The organism is Streptomyces sp. CA-135486, assembly GCF_050936555.1.
In the GTDB taxonomy this organism is placed as follows: Bacteria; Actinomycetota; Actinomycetes; order Streptomycetales; family Streptomycetaceae; genus Streptomyces.
This window is the reverse complement of record NZ_JBNJMM010000001.1, coordinates 537,827-554,950: the sequence shown is the minus strand read 5'-3', so window position 1 is coordinate 554,950 and position 17,124 is coordinate 537,827. Positions and strand designations below refer to the sequence as shown.

The 17,124-nt window shown below is 69.9% G+C and carries 15 protein-coding genes; 11 read left to right on the top strand and 4 right to left on the bottom strand.

The window, feature by feature from the left end:
- Nucleotide 1: 1 nt before the first annotated feature.
- Nucleotides 2-904: a UTP--glucose-1-phosphate uridylyltransferase GalU gene (gene galU / locus ACQEVG_RS02660; RefSeq protein WP_432976367.1), complete on the bottom strand. Its 903-nt coding sequence runs from the start codon at nucleotides 902-904 to the stop codon at nucleotides 2-4.
- 94 nt (nucleotides 905-998) lie between these two features.
- Between galU and ACQEVG_RS02655 the strand changes: the two genes are divergently transcribed.
- On the top strand, nucleotides 999-1,592 hold the full coding sequence (locus ACQEVG_RS02655) for a 5-formyltetrahydrofolate cyclo-ligase (protein ID WP_432976364.1): 594 nt from the start codon (nucleotides 999-1,001) through the stop codon (nucleotides 1,590-1,592).
- Here the strand turns inward: ACQEVG_RS02655 and ACQEVG_RS02650 are convergent.
- Nucleotides 1,582-4,311 carry a penicillin acylase family protein gene (locus tag ACQEVG_RS02650; RefSeq protein ID WP_432976361.1) on the bottom strand — a complete coding sequence of 910 codons (2,730 nt, stop codon included), beginning with the start codon at nucleotides 4,309-4,311 and terminating at the stop codon, nucleotides 1,582-1,584. The two genes, ACQEVG_RS02655 and ACQEVG_RS02650, sit on opposite strands and share 11 nt — an antisense overlap.
- A gap of 221 nt (nucleotides 4,312-4,532) precedes the next feature.
- Here ACQEVG_RS02650 and ACQEVG_RS02645 point away from each other — a divergent pair, with 221 nt between their 5' ends.
- The 6 genes from ACQEVG_RS02645 to mscL all read left to right on the top strand — a co-directional run bounded on the left by ACQEVG_RS02645 (nucleotide 4,533) and on the right by mscL (nucleotide 10,353).
- Nucleotides 4,533-6,047, top strand: coding sequence for a potassium/proton antiporter (locus ACQEVG_RS02645; protein ID WP_432984982.1), 1,515 nt, complete (start codon nucleotides 4,533-4,535; stop codon nucleotides 6,045-6,047).
- A 338-nt stretch (nucleotides 6,048-6,385) separates the two neighbouring features.
- Entirely contained in the window at nucleotides 6,386-7,648 is a 1,263-nt protein-coding gene (locus tag ACQEVG_RS02640; RefSeq protein WP_432976358.1) for an MFS transporter, read from the top strand.
- Nucleotides 7,649-7,716: 68 nt separating this feature from the next.
- Entirely contained in the window at nucleotides 7,717-8,052 is a 336-nt protein-coding gene (locus ACQEVG_RS02635) for an FmdB family zinc ribbon protein (protein WP_432976355.1), read from the top strand.
- A 146-nt stretch (nucleotides 8,053-8,198) separates the two neighbouring features.
- Nucleotides 8,199-9,056 (top strand): S-methyl-5'-thioadenosine phosphorylase, encoded by an 858-nt coding sequence (locus ACQEVG_RS02630; protein WP_432976352.1) that lies wholly within the window; start codon nucleotides 8,199-8,201, stop codon nucleotides 9,054-9,056.
- Nucleotides 9,057-9,219: 163 nt separating this feature from the next.
- Nucleotides 9,220-9,756: a hypothetical protein gene (locus ACQEVG_RS02625; RefSeq protein ID WP_432976349.1), complete on the top strand. Its 537-nt coding sequence runs from the start codon at nucleotides 9,220-9,222 to the stop codon at nucleotides 9,754-9,756.
- 123 nt (nucleotides 9,757-9,879) lie between these two features.
- Entirely contained in the window at nucleotides 9,880-10,353 is a 474-nt protein-coding gene (gene mscL, locus ACQEVG_RS02620; RefSeq protein ID WP_432976346.1) for a large conductance mechanosensitive channel protein MscL, read from the top strand.
- A 7-nt stretch (nucleotides 10,354-10,360) separates the two neighbouring features.
- On the opposite strand, the gene ACQEVG_RS02615 is transcribed toward mscL, so the two are convergent.
- Nucleotides 10,361-10,567, bottom strand: a complete 207-nt coding sequence (locus ACQEVG_RS02615) for a hypothetical protein (protein WP_432976343.1) — start codon at nucleotides 10,565-10,567, stop codon at nucleotides 10,361-10,363.
- Between the two features lie 637 nt (nucleotides 10,568-11,204).
- On the opposite strand from ACQEVG_RS02615, the gene ACQEVG_RS02610 reads away from it, so the two are divergent.
- The 3 genes from ACQEVG_RS02610 to ACQEVG_RS02600 all read left to right on the top strand — a co-directional run bounded on the left by ACQEVG_RS02610 (nucleotide 11,205) and on the right by ACQEVG_RS02600 (nucleotide 14,464).
- The gene (locus tag ACQEVG_RS02610) at nucleotides 11,205-12,419 is read left to right on the top strand and encodes a low temperature requirement protein A (protein ID WP_432976340.1); all 1,215 of its coding nucleotides are present in this window, start codon (nucleotides 11,205-11,207) and stop codon (nucleotides 12,417-12,419) included.
- Nucleotides 12,420-12,488: 69 nt separating this feature from the next.
- Nucleotides 12,489-13,556, top strand: a complete 1,068-nt coding sequence (locus ACQEVG_RS02605; protein ID WP_432976337.1) for a P1 family peptidase — start codon at nucleotides 12,489-12,491, stop codon at nucleotides 13,554-13,556.
- Between the two features lie 143 nt (nucleotides 13,557-13,699).
- Nucleotides 13,700-14,464, top strand: coding sequence for a DUF6227 family protein (locus ACQEVG_RS02600; protein ID WP_432976334.1), 765 nt, complete (start codon nucleotides 13,700-13,702; stop codon nucleotides 14,462-14,464).
- 94 nt (nucleotides 14,465-14,558) lie between these two features.
- On the opposite strand, the gene ACQEVG_RS02595 is transcribed toward ACQEVG_RS02600, so the two are convergent.
- A complete protein-coding gene (locus ACQEVG_RS02595; protein WP_432976331.1) occupies nucleotides 14,559-16,064 on the bottom strand; it encodes an MFS transporter in 1,506 nt (501 codons plus the stop codon).
- A 62-nt stretch (nucleotides 16,065-16,126) separates the two neighbouring features.
- Between ACQEVG_RS02595 and ACQEVG_RS02590 the strand changes: the two genes are divergently transcribed.
- On the top strand, nucleotides 16,127-17,083 hold the full coding sequence (locus tag ACQEVG_RS02590) for a helix-turn-helix transcriptional regulator (protein WP_432976328.1): 957 nt from the start codon (nucleotides 16,127-16,129) through the stop codon (nucleotides 17,081-17,083).
- Nucleotides 17,084-17,124: the final 41 nt, after the last annotated feature.

Genomic DNA, 17,124 nt, shown 5'->3' with positions numbered 1-17,124 from the left:
GCTACATCTCCTCGGTCACATAACTGCGAAGCCAGGACCGGAACTCCGGGCCCAGGTCTTCACGTTCGCACGCGAGTCTGACAATTGCTCGCAGATAGTCCCCGCGGTCGCCTGTGTCATACCGGCGGCCCTTGAAGATCACCCCATGCACCGGACCGCCCACCTTCTCGTCCTCGGCGAGCTTCTCCAGGGCGTCGGTCAGCTGGATCTCGTTGCCGCGGCCCGGCTCGGTCTGGCGCAGTATCTCGAAGACGGCCGGGTTCAGGACATAGCGGCCGATGATGGCGAGATTGCTCGGGGCCTCGGACGGGTCGGGCTTCTCGACCAGCTTGGTCACCCTGACCACGTCGAACTCGCCGGTGGCCTCGACGGCCGCGCAGCCGTACAGATGGATCTGGGCGGGGTCGACCTCCATCAGCGCGATGACGCTGCCGCCCTCCCGCTCCTGGATCTCGACCATACGGGCGAGCAGCGGGTCGCGCGGGTCGATCAGGTCGTCGCCGAGGAGGACCGCGAAGGGCTGGTCGCCGACGTGCGGGGCGGCGCACAGGACGGCGTGGCCGAGGCCGCGCGGGTCGCCCTGGCGGACGTAGTGCATGGTGGCGAGGTCGCTCGACTCCTGGACCTTCGCGAGCCGGCCGGCGTCGCCCTTGCTCTTGAGCGCCTCCTCCAGCTCGTAATTGCGGTCGAAGTGGTCCTCGAGCGGGCGCTTGTTGCGGCCTGTGATCATGAGCACGTCGGAGAGCCCGGCCGAGACCGCCTCTTCGACGACGTACTGGATCGCGGGCTTGTCGACCACAGGCAGCATCTCTTTGGGAGTGGCTTTCGTGGCCGGCAGGAATCGGGTGCCGAGGCCGGCGGCGGGGATGACAGCCTTGCTGATCCTGGGGTGCGACTGAGTCATGCGGATCACCCTATCCGGTGACTATGGGCTGAAGATGAGCCTCCGGTTAACTTCCTTCGCATAAAGGCGCGTACGAGAGGTTTGTGAACAAGCAATGTGTGGCGACTTGTCCGGAAAGAGTGCGGTACGACGCGAACTCCTCGCGGCCCGGGGCCTGATGTCCACTGAAGACGTCGAACAGGCCGCCGCGGTTCTCGCCCGACAGGCCCTGGGCCTTGCGGAATTGACCGAAGCGGGCACAGTCGCGGCGTATGTCTCCATCGGGCGCGAGCCCGGCACGCGCGCGCTGCTCGACGCGCTGCGCGCGCGGGGCGTACGCGTCCTGCTACCGGTCCTGAAGCCGGACAACGATCTGGACTGGGGCGTGTACGAGGGCCCGGAGCATCTGGTGCGCGCCGGCCGCGGCCTGCTGGAGCCGGACGGCGAGCGACTCGGCGTGGACGCCGTACTCGAAGCGGATGCCGTGCTCCTTCCCGGGCTCGCGGTGGACTCGCGCGGCATGCGCCTGGGCCGCGGGGGCGGCTCGTACGACCGGGTGCTCGCGCGCCTGGCGGCGGCCGGCGCCGACCCGGCGCTGGTGGTGCTGCTGTACGCGAATGAGGTGGTCGAGCGGGTCCCGCAGGAGCCGCACGACCACCCCGTGCACGCGGTGGTCACACCCGGGTCGATCAGACGCTTTACCGCGTGAGCTTGAGGGTGTCGACGGTCTTCGCCTTCACCGCCTGCTCGCCGTAGGCCCAGTCGAGGAGTTCGCCCTTGGCCCACTTGTCGGTCTGGTCGGTGTAGTGCGCGCTGTACGCGTGCCCCGAGGCGCCGCTCAGATTGATCCAGCGGGACTTGTCCCAGTCGCCGACGTTGACGACCATCCGCATCGACGGCACCCAGATCACGCCGTACCCGCCCGCCGCGTTCCAGCCGGTCGCATTGACCGCCGCCTCGCCGCCGCCCAGATTCCACGGCCCGCGGTTGAGCACGAACTGCAGGAAGCCGGGACCGTCGGTGCCGAGCGTCTGGTTCTTCAGGGTCAGCTGGTGCAGCCTGCCCCAGCTCCAGCTGGAGGCGTCCTTGCCGAGCTTGGCGGTCAGCTCCCAGCGGGCGTCATCCATGGCCCGGGCGAGCAGCTGGTCGCGCGTGGTCGCCGCCTTCTCCGTACGGCCGGCCGGTGCCCGCCACCACTCGTTCTTCTCGTCCTTGAGAATCCTGCGTACGACCTCGAACCAGCGGTCGCCGCCGTCCGGCTGCGCCGAGTCCGTGTCGCGCCGGCCGCACTCGCGCACCCGCTCGCTGAGCTCGTCGTCCGGGGCCGAGCTGTCGGCCGGGCGGACGTTCAGGCACTCGCCGTCGACCCGCAGCTCCTTGGGCAGCTTGTTGCCGAAGGCGAGCTTGAGGACATTGCGCCAGACCGCGTTGAAGTACGCGGCCGCGCCGGAGTCCGGCTCCTGGGTGTAGTCCCAGCCCTCCAGCAGCTTCTGCGCCTCACGGACGTACGAGTCCGAAATGTCGATCTTCAGCAGATACGGCGTCAGGAGCTTGGCGATCTCGCTGCTGTTGTCCATCTGCATGGTGCGCATGTCTTCGGTCGAGATCTTGCCGCCGCCCTGGATCTTCGACTCGATGAGGTCGTTGATCCGCTGGCTGCGGGTTCCGTAGCCGTAGTCCTTGGTGAGCAGATACGGGTACTTCTTGGCGTCCACGACCGCCTGGTTGGCGGTGACGATGTAGCCGCGCTCGGGGTCGAACTCGTACGGCAGCTCGTCGAAGGGGATGAAGCCCTTCCACTTGTACCCGGGGTCCCAGCCGGGCGCGGGGATCGAGCCGTCGCCCTTGGCGCGCACGGGGATCTTGCCGGGGGCCTGGTAGCCGATGTGGCCTTCGGTGTCGGCGTAGACGAGGTTCTGCGAGGGAACCTCGAAGTTCTCGGCGGCCGCACGGAAGGACTGGAAGTCCTTGGCGCGGTTGAGCTCGAAGACAGCGTCCATGGACCTGCCGGGCTGGAGCGCGGTCCACTGCAGGGCGACCGCGTATCCGGCGCCGCGGTCGGGGGCGGCGTTGGACACGGGGGCCTGCCGGCCGACCGTCTCCAGCTCACTGCTGCGGTCGGAGACCAGCGGGCCGTGCCCGGTGGAGCGGACGGTGATCGTCTTGCTGGACTCGCCCGCGACCTTGATGACCTCCTTGCGGGCGGTCAGCTTCTTCTCCTCGCCGCCCACCTGGTAGCTGTCGCCGGACAGCTTCTCCAGATAGAGGTCGGTGACGTCCGCGCCGAGGTTGGTGAAGCCCCAGGCGATGTTCTGGTTGTGGCCGATTATCACGCCCGGCGTGCCGGAGAAGGTGTAGCCGGCGGTGTCGTACCGGCAGGAGGGGGAGACCGTACGGCAGTGCAGCCCCATCTGGTACCAGACGGAGGGCAGCTGCGGCGCGAGATGCGGGTCATTGGCCAACAGCGGCTTGTCGGTCGTCGTGTACCTGCCGGAGACGACCCAGGAATTGGAGCCGATGCCGCTGCCGCTCGGGCCCAGCAGCGACGGGATCGTGTCGAGCGTCTTCGAGAGCGCGGCGAGCTGGGAGTTGAGGCCCTGGGCCGCGCCCGCCGCGCTGCCCTGGCCGCCGTTGCCCGACACCTCGGACGGTTTGGCGTCCGGATCGAACTTCCCGGTGGCGGGGCTGATGCCGCCTTCCTGGACGATCGGCTTGTTCCTGTCGTACGGATACGCCGGGTAGAGGTCCTTGATCTGCTTCTCGGTCAGCCTGCTGGTCAGCAGCGAGCGGTCGATCTCGTCCTGCATATTGCCGCGCAGGTCCCAGGCCATCGCCTTGAGCCAGGCCACCGAGTCGACCGGAGTCCACTGTTCGGGCTTGTAGTCGTTCACGAAGGACAGGGCCGCGTACTCGACGGAGAGTTCCTTGCCGTCCTTGTCCTTGAGGTACGCGTTGACGCCCTCCGCGTACGCCTGGAGGTACTTCTTGGTGTCCGGCGAGAGTTTGGTCTCGTACTCCCGCTCGGCAACCTGGCGCCAGCCGAGGGTGCGCAGGAAGGCATCCGTCTCGACCTGTCCGGAGCCGAACATCTCGGAGAGCCGGCCGGCCGTCATATGGCGGCGGACGTCCATCTCCCAGAAGCGGTCCTGCGCCTGGACGAAGCCCTGGGCGCGGAACAGGTCTTCGTCACTGTCCGCATAGATCTGCGGAATGCCGAAGCTGTCGCGCCTGACCTCGACCTGGCCCTTCAGGCCCGCGAGTTTGATCGTCCCGTTGGTCTGCGGATACGAGGCGCGCACCGTGCTGATGCTCCAGTACGTGCCATATCCGACACCCGCGACAAGCGCCAGCACCAGGAAGAACACGAGCAGGCGGGCGCGTCGCCCCTTCTTCTTCTTGGGGGAAGAGGCGGTTGTGTTGGCGGGCATCGCTGTCCTTCGAGGCGCAGGCTGGTCCTGGAGTGCTGGAGCAACCATAGGCGCAGCGTTCCACCGGCCCTGACGCGGTATCCGTAAGGCGGTCCCCGGCCGCCGGCGCTCGCACAAATGATCTACCACGGCAAGGAAATGTTAAAGATTAGGTAAGGTAACGATGTGTCGCCCGTCGGAGGAACGATCCGACACGCAGGCGCGAGGGGAAGGATCGGCCACTGACTGTCCACCGGCTCAATGAACTCCTGCTCATCTGCTCGCTCGTTCTGCTCATCGCCGTCGCGGCCGTGCGCATCTCCTCCCGCAGCGGGCTTCCCAGCCTGCTCCTGTATCTCGGTATAGGGATCGCGATCGGCCAGGACGGCATCTTCCACGTCCAGTTCAACGACGCCGAACTGACGCAGGTGATCGGCTATGCCGCGCTTGTGGTGATCCTGGCCGAAGGTGGACTTGGCACCAAGTGGAAGCAGGTCAAACCCGCGTTGCCCGCGGCGGTCGCACTGTCGACCGTCGGCGTCGCCGTGAGCGTGGGCATCACGGCCGCAGGAGCTCATTATCTGGTCGGACTTGAGTGGCGACAGGCCCTCATCATCGGTGCGGTGGTCTCCTCGACGGACGCCGCCGCGGTCTTCTCCGTACTGCGCAGGGTGCCGCTGCCGTCCCGGGTGACCGGTGTACTGGAGGCCGAGTCGGGCTTCAACGACGCCCCCGTGGTGATCCTGGTGGTGGCCTTCTCGACGGCCGGGCCCATCGACGACTGGTACGTACTGGTCGGGAAGATCGCGCTGGAGCTGCTGATCGGTGCGGCAATCGGACTCGCGGCGGGCTGGCTGGGCGCCTTCGGGCTACGGCATGTGGCGCTGCCCGCATCAGGCCTGTATCCGATCGCGGTGATGGCGATCGCGGTCGTCGCGTACGCCGCCGGCGCCATGGCACACGGCAGTGGCTTCCTCGCCGTCTATCTCGCCTCGATGGTGCTCGGGAACTCCAAGCTCCCGCACTCCCCCGCGAACCGCGGATTCGCCGAAGGGCTCGGCTGGATCGCGCAGATCGGCATGTTCGTCCTGCTCGGCCTGCTGGTGACCCCGCACGAACTCGGCGACGACATCCTGCCCGCCGTCGTCGTGGGTCTGGTGCTGACCGTGGTGGCGCGGCCGTTGGAAGTGTTCGCCAGTCTGCTGCCCTTCCGCATTCCCTGGCGGGAGCAGGTGCTGATGTCGTGGGCAGGCCTGCGCGGCGCCGTGCCCATCATTCTCGCCACCATCCCGATGGTGTACGGCATCGAGGGCAGCGACCGGGTCTTCAACATCGTCTTCGTCCTGGTCGTCGTCTACACCCTGGTGCAGGGACCGACGCTGCCCTGGGTGGCGAAGGCACTGCGGCTCGGCGACCGGGCGGAGGCCGCCGACCTCGGCATCGAGTCGGCGCCGCTGGAGCGGCTGCGCGGACATCTGCTCTCGGTGGCGATCCCCGAGGAGTCCAAGATGCACGGAGTGGAGGTCGCGGAGCTGCGGCTGCCGCCCGGGTCGGCGGTCACCCTTGTCGTACGGGAGGGGAAGAGCTTCGTACCGCTGCCGTCGACAGTGCTGCGGCGGGGCGACGAGCTGCTGGTGGTGGCGACGGATCCGGTGCGGGACGCGGCTGAGCGGCGACTGCGGGCCGTCGGCCAGGGCGGAAAGCTGGCCGACTGGCTGGGGACGGGCGGAAACGGGGGAGTCGGCGGGGCCGCCTGAGACGCCGGGAGCCCTCCTGGCTGCCCCGGAACGCGGCCGGAAACCGCCCGGACCCGGAATTCGCCCTGCCCCTGGAACCGCGGACGAAGATCCGGTTAATCACAGGCGGATCGATGACTGTGTGACCCATTTCCCAGGGGCGATCGCAAGATTCCCTGTAGCATGAAGGCACACTGATCGACCAACTCTGCCTGACGCAGAGCTGGCGCGACCGTATGGCGGCCGCGGAGCCCTCGCTGTAGGCCCCGGTATCTACCGCAGATCCGCGCAAGAGGACAGCTCTCGGCGGCTCCCGTACACCCAGGGGAGCGCTACCAGGCGGCAGAAAGGCACGGACCGTGGCATCCACGGTCGAGAACCGTCCTGGCTACGGGCAGCTCCTGAGCACCCCGGGCGCCTGGACCTTCCTGCTTCCCGGCTTCCTGGCACGCCAGCCCTTCGCGATGCTGACCATCGGCATCGTCCTGCTGGTCCAGCACACCACCGGTTCGTACGGCAGCGCCGGCGCGGTCGCCGCCGTCACCGGCGTCTCCATGGCCCTGTTCGCACCGCAGAGCGGCAAGCTCGCCGACCGCTTCGGACAGCGGGCCGTACTGCTGCCGGGCGTGCTGGCGCACGCCGCTTCCGGCGCCGCCCTCACCTCGCTCGCGCTGGCGCACGCGCCCCTGTGGGCACTGTTCGCCGCGGCCGTCCCCACGGGTGCTTCCGTACCGCAGATCGGCCCGATGGTGCGCGCCCGCTGGGCCGCCAAGCTGGAGGGCTCGCCGCTGATGTCGACGGCGGCGGCCTTCGAGTCCGTGACGGACGAGTTCACCTTTGTCGTCGGGCCGGTGCTCGCGACCGCGCTCGCCACGGGCGTCCACCCGGCGGCCGGACTGATCGCCGAGGCCGGACTGACCCTGGCCGGCGGTCTGCTCTTCGCGGCCCAGAGCCGTACGCAGCCGCCGGTCCGGCCCGCCGCGACGGCCGACCGGCCGCATGCGTCCGCCCTCTCCGTCCCCGGCGTCCGGGTGCTGGCCGTGGCCTTTCTCGGCATCGGCTCGGTCTTCGGTGGAATGCAGGTCTCGCTGACCGCCTTCGCCGAGGAGATCGGCAACCCCGGGGCCAACGGTCTGCTGTACGGCATCTTCGCGGCCGGCAACATGCTGGCCGGCATCGCGTGCGGCGCGATCGCGTGGAAGAGCGGGCCGCGGCGGCGAATGGTGCTCGGCTACGCCGGGCTGACGCTGGCGGCCTCCGCGCTCTGGACGGTGCACTCGGTGGCACTCCTCGCGGGTCTCGGGCTGCTGGTCGGCCTCTGCATCGCACCCGCCCTGATCAGCGGCTACACGCTGGTGGAGTCGCTGGTGCCCGCCTCGGCCCGCACCGAGGCCTTCACCTGGCTGACGGGCGCGGTGGCGCTGGGCCAGGCGGCGGCCGTGACGGTCGCCGGACGGCTGGCCGACGAGAGGGGCGCGAGCGCCGGATTCGTGGTCCCGCTGGTCGGCACCGTGCTGGCGCTGGCCACCCTGCTGGCCCTGTGCTCGAGGCTCTCGCGGAGGGCTTCGGGGCGGATCGCGGCACGTGGCATGGGTCACCGCGTGCCTGTGGCGGTGGACTGATCCAGCGGAATACGTCACTATGGACCGTCGTTAGCACTCATAGAGTGAGAGTGCCAGGAGGAAGACAAGTGCCTACGTACCAGTACCAGTGCACCGAATGCGGCGAGGGCCTCGAGGCGGTGCAGAAGTTCACCGATGACGCCCTGACCGTATGCCCGAGCTGCGACGGACGCCTGAAGAAGGTGTTCTCGGCGGTCGGCATTGTCTTCAAGGGCTCCGGCTTCTACCGCAATGACAGCCGTGGGTCGTCGTCGAGCAGCTCGCCTGCGGCGTCGGGCTCGTCCACGAACGCGAAGTCGTCGGACGCGAAGTCGTCGGACTCGAAGCCTGCGACGTCGACCTCGTCGTCCTCCTCTTCGTCGAGCACGTCCTCGTCCAGCGGCAGCAGCAGCTCGGCCGCCTGACGTCCGCTTGCACTCGCCTGTTGCACTCGGTCCGCTTGCACTCGGTCTGCTTGAACTTGTCTGCTTGATCTCTCTGCCTCTGCAGGACCCTGTCGTTTCGTACGGCGGGGTCCTCGGCGTTTTTGCGTACGGATACTGTGATCGCCATGGCGACCAACGCGAACGCACTGTCGGACTCCGCCGAGATCGGTGTGATCGGCGGCTCGGGCTTCTACTCGTTCCTCGACGACGTCACCGAGATCCAGGTGGAGACGCCGTACGGCCCGCCCAGCGACTCGCTGTTCCTCGGCGAGATCGCTGGACGACGGGTCGCCTTTCTGCCCCGGCACGGACGCGGCCACCATCTGCCGCCGCACCGCATCAACTACCGCGCCAATCTGTGGGCGCTGAGGTCCGTGGGCGTACGACAGGTGCTGGGACCGTGCGCGGTGGGCGGGCTGCGGCCGGAGTACGGGCCGGGAACGCTGCTCGTACCGGATCAGTTCGTGGACCGTACGCAGGCGCGGGCGCAGACGTATTTCGACGGGCTGCCGCTCCCGGACGGGAGCATTCCGAACGTGGTGCATGTGTCGCCGGCCGATCCCTACTGCCCCGAGGGGCGCAAGGCCGCGCTTGCCGCTGCGCGCGGGCGCGACTGGGAGCCGGTGGACGGCGGAACCCTGGTCGTCGTCGAGGGGCCGCGCTTCTCGACCCGGGCGGAGTCCCGCTGGTACGCGGCGATGGGCTGGTCGGTGATCGGCATGACCGGGCACCCCGAGGCGATGCTCGCCCGTGAACTGGAGCTCTGCTACGCGTCGATGACCCTGGTGACGGACCTGGACGCGGGGGCCGAATCGGGCGAGGGCGTCTCCCACGAGGAGGTGCTGAAGGTCTTCGCCGCCAATGTGGACCGGCTGCGTACGGTGCTCTTCGACGCGGTGGCGGGGCTGCCGGCGGACGGGGCGCGGGACTGTCTGTGCAGGAGAGCGCTGGGCGGCATCGATCCGGGGATCGAACTGCCGTAGTCGTGCCGTAGTCCTGCCGTAATCGCTCGCCCGGGTGAGGGAGTTGTCCACAAGACGGGGGTCGTCCACAGGCGTCTGCGGGATGCGGGCGGACGGTGGATCGTGAGGGGTGCTTGGTCCGGCTCCACTCCTGCTCCACTCTTCACGACAGGCGGTGCGTGTCATGTCGCTTCTCCCTTCCCTCCCTCCCCTCCCTTCTTCTCCCGCGCCTGAACCTCTTGGTGTGCCGCCGTTCACGCCGGTGCGGGTGCGCGGCGGGGCCCACCGGCTGCGGCGGGCGATGCGCCGGCGACGGCGTGCCCTGGCGGCCGGTCTCGCCATGACGGCGGCGGCGCTTGCCGCTTCGGGTGCGCGTGGGGCGGACGGCGCGGAGGCCGGGGCGGCGCCCACTGCGGCGCAGCGCGAGCGTCGGCCCGCCGCCGAGATGGTCTCCGCTCCGGTGCGCATCGCGGACGCCGCGACGGTCCGGCTGCTGCGCCCGGGAGACCGGGTCGATGTGATCGCTGCCGCCGACTCCCCTGCTGGGGAGGCCTCCGAGGCGCGGGTGGTGGCGTCCGGGGCGCGGGTCGCCCAAGTACCCATGGCCCGGGAGCCGGTGGGGGACGGCGGAGCGCTGGTGGTGCTGTCCGTTCCACGGGCCACCGCAGCGGCGCTGGCGGGCGCGGGGGCGACGTCCCGGCTGGCGGTGACGGTGTGCTGACTCTCACAGACGTGTCGTCAGGTCATCTCCTCACGTGTACGGACTGGACAACGCGGTCAGGCGCTGACGTAGGTTTCGGAACGTTTGACTCCGCGTCCTGTACATACGAAGAGAGGATCAGTGGTGGACGAGAAGAAGGTCAGCGTCCTGGAGGGCTTCAAGACCTTCCTGATGCGTGGCAATGTGATCGACCTGGCCGTCGCAGTCGTCATCGGCGCGGCCTTCACCCAGATCGTGAACTCCGTGGTGAAGGGCGTCATCAGCCCGCTGGTCGGCGCGTTCGGCACGAAGGACCTCACCCAGTACTCCTCGTGTCTGAAGAGTCCGTGTGTCGTCGACGCCAAGACCGGCGAGGCCACGAGCGGCATTCAGATCATGTGGGGCTCGGTGCTCAGCGCCACGCTCACCTTTCTGATCACCGCGGCCGTCGTCTATTTCCTGATGGTCCTGCCGATGTCGAAGTACCTGGCGAGGCGGGCGGACCGGCAGGCGGCCAAGGAGGGCGCGAAGGAAGTGGTCGAGCTGACCGAGCTCGAAGTACTGAAGGAGATCCGGGACGCGGTGGTGGCCCAGCGGGACGCGGGGCACGACCGGTAGCGAAGGCTCAGATGTGGTGGGGCGGCTTCTCGTCGAGGAAGCGCGCGAGATCGGATGCACTGTCGCCACCCGCGAGAGGCCGCTCGCCCCACCCACGGTCCGTATCGTCCGAGGATTGCTGGTCCAGCGGATCGTCAAAGATCAGCTTCGGCTTCGGGGCCTGCTGCCGTGGCTGCTTCGCATCACGCGGTCCGGGGGTGGGGGCGGTGCTCATGCCTCCAGGGTACGGCGGCAACGACGAGCGCGGCCCACGGGTGGGGACGCGCCAGGCCCACCGGGCACTGTCGGTGGGCGCGCCCAGCGGGACGGGCGGCAGCCCTTCGACTGCCGCGGCGCGGAGCCCCCGGGTCTCGGAAAGACGGCCGCAGGCGGCCCCGCCGGGCAGGGACCGACCCGAAGCCCCGGGAGGGCAGCCGCAGGGCAGCGGCCACGGGTCCGTGGCCGGCATCCACGGCGCGAAGCTGGCGTGCAGGGCCGGGGCACCACCCCGAGAAGGGGGGTCGCCAAGGCCGGGCGTGGTCCGCAGGATGTGTCCGCGGCGATGCACCGTGCGTGCGAGGTCCGGGGGCGCAGCCCCGACACCCCCGGGAGCCCGGGGGCACAGCCCCAGGGAGGCGGCCGCAGCTCCACAAACTGCATCCGCGGCGCGAGGCTGCCGTGCGGGGTCAGGGGCGGAGCCCCTGACCCCGGGGCCCGGGGGCACCGCTCCCGGTCTCGGGAAGGGGCGGGGGTGGGGAGGACAAACCGCCGACCCCAGCCGCCCGCGCCTCCCCCAGCCCCACGGCCCCGCCCGCCCCCGCCCCCTCGCGCGTCCAGGTCGCCGGCCACCCGCCCTCTGCTGTGCTTGGCCCATGACTGACACGCCCAGCGCCGGCAGCCCGCCGAATCCGTCGAACCCGCCGAGCCCGTTGCGCCCCCTCCGCCCCCTCGTCGCCCGGCAGCGCGACGAGGAGCACCGCGCCGCAACACCTCTTGAGCTCTTCTTCGACCTCTGCTTCGTCGTGGCGATCGCCCAGGCCGGTGCCCAGCTGGTGCACTCCGTCAGCGAGCACCACGCGGCGGACGGCATCCTCAGCTATCTGATGGTCTTCTTCGCCATCTGGTGGGCGTGGATGAACTTCACGTGGTTCGCGTCGGCGTACGACAACGACGACCCCCTCTACCGCGTGGTGACCCTCGTCCAGATCGCGGGAGTCCTGATCCTCGCGGCCGGTGTCTCCCCCGCCTTCCAGGACCATGACTTCCTCCTCGTGTGGCTCGGCTATCTGGTGATGCGCCTCGCGCTGACCTCGCAGTGGTTGAGGGCCGCGCGAGCCGCGTCCGGCCCCGAGCGGACCATGGCCCTGCGGTACGCGGGCGGCGTGATCCTCTGTCAGATCGGCTGGAGCGCACTGCTGTTCACGCCCGAGGCGACCCGCGGCTGGATCTTCCTGGCCATGGCGATCGCCGAGATGTGCGTACCGGTGTACGCCGAGAAGGACTTCCACACCAACTGGCACCCGCACCACATCGCCGAGCGCTACGGCCTGTTCACGATCATCGTGCTGGGCGAGACGATCGCCGCGGCCACGGTCGCCGTGAAGTCCGGTGTCGCGGAGAACGACGCGCTGGGCGATGTGCTGCCGATCGCCGCGGGCGGGCTCCTGATCGTCTTTGCCGCGTGGTGGATCTACTTCGTCGTCCCGGCCCATGACCGCCTCGCCTCCAACAAGGAAGGATTCCTGTGGGGTTACGGCCACTACGGGATCTTCGCGTCGGCCGCCGCGATCGGTGCGGGCATCGAGGTGGCGGTTGAGCAGGCCGTGGGCAAGGCGCATATCTCCACCACGGCCGCGTCGGCCGCCGTCACCGTCCCCGCCGCCGGCTTCATGCTGCTGGTGTGGGCACTGCACGCGCGCTACTTCAGGGTGGGGATCGCCCAGCAGCTCGTCCTGCCCGCCACCTCGGGGGCGATCCTGCTCTGTACGTTCGCCGGGGAGTGGGCGGTCCTCGCGGCCGGTCTCGTGGCGACGGCGGCGGTCGCGGTCGGCTTCACGCTCACCGCCCGGACGGCAGCCGCGGCGTGACCGACGCCACGGCCGTGACATGTCGAGGTCCGGGGCACTGGGCCAAGTCCCGTGGTACGCATGGGCTTCATGGCAACACATGACGCACCGACGGGCGGACTCGCGGACGAGTCGGCCGGCGGGTTGACGGACGTGACCGGCCTCCGCGTCGGCCACGCGCGCGTGCTCGGCGACCGCGCCCTCAGCGGCACCACCGTCGTCCTCGCCCCCGCGGGCGGCGCGATCGCCGCCGTGGACGTACGGGGCGGCGGCCCCGGCACCCGGGAGACCGACGCACTCGACCCCCGCAATCTCGTCCAGCGCGTCGAGGCGCTCGTGCTGACCGGCGGCAGCGCCTACGGCCTCGACAGCGCAGCCGGTGTGATGGCATGGCTGGAGGAACAGGGCCGGGGCGTGCGGGTGGGACCCGACCCGTCCCACGTCGTGCCGGTCGTCCCCGCCGCCTGCGTCTTCGACCTGGGCCGCGGCGGCGACTGGCGGGCCAGACCGGACGCCGCGACCGGACGCGCCGCCGTCGAAGCGGCAGCCCGTACGGACGAGGGCGCGCCGGTCGAGGAGGGCGGCGTCGGCGCGGGCACGGGCGCGGTCGTCGGGCAGCTCAAGGGCGGGATCGGCACCGCGAGCATCGTCCTGGACTCCGGGATCACCGTCGCCGCGCTCGTCGTGGCGAACGCCGTGGGCTCGGCGGTGGATCCGAGGACGGGCGCGCTGTACGGGCAGTACATCGGCGGCCGCATCGCCTACCCCAGTCCCGACGTGCACGCCGCGGCCCAGCTCCGGCTCACCGAGGTGCGCGAGAAGAACGGGCGTCCCCCGCTCAACACGACCCTCGCCGTCGTCGCCACCGACGCCGATCTCACCCGCGCCCAGGCGCAGAAGCTCGCGGGCACGGCACACGACGGCATCGCCCGCGCCGTACGCCCGGTGCATCTCCTCAACGACGGGGACACCGTCTTCACCCTCGCAACAGGCGCCCTCCCGCTGAACGCCGCAAGCCCGCTCGCCCTCAACGAAGTACTCGCTGCGGGCGCGGACGTGGTGACGCGGGCGATCGTACGGGCGGTCCTCGTGGCCCGGGGCGTCGAGGGTCCTGGCGGAGCCTTCCCTTCGTACCGGGACCTGTACGACATCGACTGACCTACGGGACAAGGCGGTTGGCCGGGGGCGCGGGAACTTGCCCCGCACGCCCCTCGTTTTCCCGAACCCGGACGCGTTGTCAGACCCAAGCGCTACGTTTAGCAATCACCAAGTGACTTGCGGCGACGGCCTGGAGACCCACCTTGAACGATCCGTACGAGACAACCGAGACGCACCTCGAGCGACTCCTGGGTCGGGCGCTCAACTCCTTCGACCTGCCGGATGCGACGGTCGAACGGCTCGGATCGGCGCTGGCTCACGCCAGTTCGCTGCACTCCTCGCACCACAGCGCGGCCCTGCACCGCGCGACGTACCGGCATGCCTATCTGCTCAGCGATGGCAGCTCGCTCGTGCTGTGGGAGCTGGTGCACAACACCGGCCGCGACAGCGACGAGCAGCACGAGCTGTACACCGAGGAGTCGGAGGCCCGGCTCGCCGCATCCCGGCTGCCCGCCGGTTTCCCGGGCTTCGCCGGGACCGCGGGCGGCGATCCCGACGCCATCTGTGACGCGGATCTCGACGCCGATCTGGAGCTCCTCGCCAGTGTGATGACTGCTCCTCCCGCCCCACTCCCCCGGATGTACGTCCCGGACAACTCCGCGGACCACGCGCGCCGTGTGCTGCGCCGTGCGGAGAACGCCGACCGGCCGGGTGAGGGGACCGCGCTCCGGCTGCGGGCCGCGTTCGCCCACCACATCACGCAGGTCTTCGGCCGCCAGTGCCAGGTGGAGGGCAAGGACGCGGGCTTCACGCTGTACGAGCATGCGTTCCTGCTGCTCGACGGCACCGAGACGAGCCTGTGGGAAGTGGAGCACACGGCGACGCCGGACGGCCGCCATATGTGCGAGGTGTACTGCGCCGAGCACACCGCGCGCGAAGCAATGGAGCTCCGCGCGCGGGTGCGTTGACCCCGCCACCGCCACGTCGGAGCCGTACAGGGAAGGAGCCCGGCCCCGAGGACTCCTCGGGGCCGGGCCTCCTCACTTCCCGCAGGCATACGCCTCAGTGGGCGAGCGCGGGCTCCACGGCAGCCTCGACAGCGTCCGTCTCCGCGCCTTCCACATGCTGCTTCGGCCGCGCCGGCAGCGCGAACATCACCGCGAAGATCACGGCCAGCACCGCAACCACCCACCACAGCGAGTTCTGGAACGCCTCCGCGAACACCGTCCCGACCGCGCTCGGCGCCATCCGGTCGTCGATCGAGCCGAAGAAGACCACCGAGACAAGACCCAGCCCCAGCGCATTGCCCATCTGCATGGTGGTGTTGATCAGTCCGGACGCCGAGCCGGAGTGCTCGCGCGGCACGTCCGACAGCACCGCGTCCGTCAGCGGAGCCACGATCAGACCCATGCCGACGCCCATGACCACCAACGGCAGCGCCATCTGCCAGGAGTGGATCCCGGTGCCGTAGCGCCCGGCCTCCCAGATGTAGAGCAGCAGACCCGCGGCCATCGTCACCGCGCCCGCCTGCAGTACCTTCCGGCCGAAGCGGGGCACCAGCTTCTGTACGGACATCCCGGCGGCCGTCGAGACCGCGATCGAGAACGGGACGCCGGTCAGACCCGCACGCAGCGGGCTCCAGCCCAGACCTATCTGCATGTACAGCGTCCAGACCAGGAAGAAGATCCCGCAGGCGATCCCGAAGGTGAGCTGCACGGCGATGCCGGCGGCGAAGCTCTTCACCTTGAACAGCGACAGCTCGACGAGCGGCGAGCCGTCCTTGCGCGTCTTGTGCTTCTCGTACGCCACGAACGCGGCGAAGACGACCAGGCTGCCGGCCATGCACAGATGGCCCCAGAGCGGCCAGCCCAGCTCGCGGCCGCGGGTCAGCGGGTAGATCAGCATCAGCAGACCGAGGGTGACGAGCGCGACGCCCACCAGGTCGAGCCGGAGCGCCTCCGGGGCGCGGGACTCGCTGATGAACTTCCGGCCCAGGATCAGCCCGGCGATGCCCACCGGCAGGTTGATCAGGAAGATCGGCCGCCATTCGAGGCCGAAGAGGTTCCACTGGGTCAGCAGTGCGCCGAGCAGCGGTCCCGACACCGCGCCGAGGCCGATGATCGCGCCGAACATCCCGAAGACCTTGCCGCGTTCGTGCGCCGGGAAGGTGACATGGATGATCGCGAGCACCTGCGGCACCATCATCGCGGCGGCCGCACCCTGCAGCAGGCGGGAGGCGACCAGCATCTCCTCGTTCGCGGCGAAGCCGCAGAGCGCGGAGGCGAGCGTGAAGCCGGTGATCCCTATCAGGAACAGCCGCTTGCGGCCGTAGATGTCACCGAGCCGGCCGCCCGTGATCAGACCGGCGGCGAAGGCGAGCGCGTATCCGGCGGTGATCCACTGGATCGCGCCGAAGGACGCCCCGAGATCCTTCTCGATGCTCGGGATCGCGATATTGACGATGGTGACGTCGACCAGGTCCATGAAGGCCGCGGTCATGACGATGGCGAGCGCGATCCATCGGCGGCGGTCTGAAGCCGTACTCGGTACGGCGGACTGTGAACTCATGGCAAGAAAGGTAGCGGCCATATAGGTCAGGTCACGTCCTAGTTGGCTGGCATCCTGGAAACATGACGGACACTCCGGCACGACTGCTGAATCTGCTCTCCCTCCTCCAGACTCCGCGCGAATGGCCGGGCAGCGAGCTCGCCGAGCGCCTTGAGGTGAGTCCGCGGACGATCCGGCGCGACATCGACCGGCTGCGGGACCTCGGTTATCCGGTCGAGGCGACGAAGGGCGCGGAGGGCGGCTACCGCCTGGTCGCCGGGGCCGCGATGCCGCCGCTGCTCCTCGACGACGAGGAGGCGGTCGCGATCGCGGTCGGCCTGCGGGCGGGGGCGGGCCATGCGATCGAGGGCATCGAGGAAGCCTCCGTACGGGCGCTCGCCAAGCTGGAGCAGGTGCTGCCGTCCCGGCTGCGGCACCGGGTCACCACACTGCAGGCGGCGACGATCCCGCTGACCCGCGGCGACGGCGCGACGATCGACCCTCAGACGCTGACGGTGATCGCCGGGGCGGCGACGGGACGTGAGCGGCTGCGCTTCGGCTACCGCGCGGGGGACGGCTCGGAGACGAAGCGCCAGGTGGAGCCGTACCGCCTGGTCTCGACGGGCCGCCGGTGGTATCTGGTCGCGTACGACATGGGCCGGGAGGACTGGCGTACGTTCCGGGTGGACCGGGTGTCCGAGCCGTTCGCGACGGGGGCGCGGTTCGCTCCGCGGGAGCTGCCGACGGCGAGCGCGACGGAACTGCTCGGCCACTCGATGTCCCGCCAGCCGGAACACGAGGTGGACGTGACCTTCGAGGCCCCGGCGTCCTTCGTCGCCGCGCGTCTCCCGGACCACCTGGGCGCGCCGGCCCCGGCCGGCGAGGAAACCTGCCGTCTGCGGACGAGGACGGCGGACTCGCTGGAGTGGCTGGCTCTCCGACTGGCCCTGGTGGACTGCGAGTTCACGGTCCACGGCCCGCCCGGCCTGGTGGAGTACGTGACGGACCTGGGCGCACGCCTGAGCCGCGCGACGGGGTGACGCGGCCGGGTGGGTGAGCCGTGCAGGACCGGATGGGGAGC

What these genes read in the sequence shown, in the direction of transcription:
- ACQEVG_RS02605 (WP_432976337.1), top strand. Translation starts at nt 12,489, where the DNA reads ATGGCAACACATGACGCACCGACGGGCGGACTCGCGGACGAGTCGGCC.
- ACQEVG_RS02595 (WP_432976331.1), bottom strand. Translation starts at nt 16,064, where the DNA reads ATGAGTTCACAGTCCGCCGTACCGAGTACGGCTTCAGACCGCCGCCGA.
- ACQEVG_RS02625 (WP_432976349.1), top strand. Translation starts at nt 9,220, where the DNA reads ATGTCGCTTCTCCCTTCCCTCCCTCCCCTCCCTTCTTCTCCCGCGCCT.
- ACQEVG_RS02590 (WP_432976328.1), top strand. Translation starts at nt 16,127, where the DNA reads ATGACGGACACTCCGGCACGACTGCTGAATCTGCTCTCCCTCCTCCAG.
- ACQEVG_RS02630 (WP_432976352.1), top strand. Translation starts at nt 8,199, where the DNA reads ATGGCGACCAACGCGAACGCACTGTCGGACTCCGCCGAGATCGGTGTG.
- ACQEVG_RS02610 (WP_432976340.1), top strand. Translation starts at nt 11,205, where the DNA reads ATGACTGACACGCCCAGCGCCGGCAGCCCGCCGAATCCGTCGAACCCG.
- ACQEVG_RS02655 (WP_432976364.1), top strand. Translation starts at nt 999, where the DNA reads ATGTGTGGCGACTTGTCCGGAAAGAGTGCGGTACGACGCGAACTCCTC.
- ACQEVG_RS02650 (WP_432976361.1), bottom strand. Translation starts at nt 4,311, where the DNA reads ATGCCCGCCAACACAACCGCCTCTTCCCCCAAGAAGAAGAAGGGGCGA.
- galU (WP_432976367.1), bottom strand. Translation starts at nt 904, where the DNA reads ATGACTCAGTCGCACCCCAGGATCAGCAAGGCTGTCATCCCCGCCGCC.
- ACQEVG_RS02615 (WP_432976343.1), bottom strand. Translation starts at nt 10,567, where the DNA reads ATGAGCACCGCCCCCACCCCCGGACCGCGTGATGCGAAGCAGCCACGG.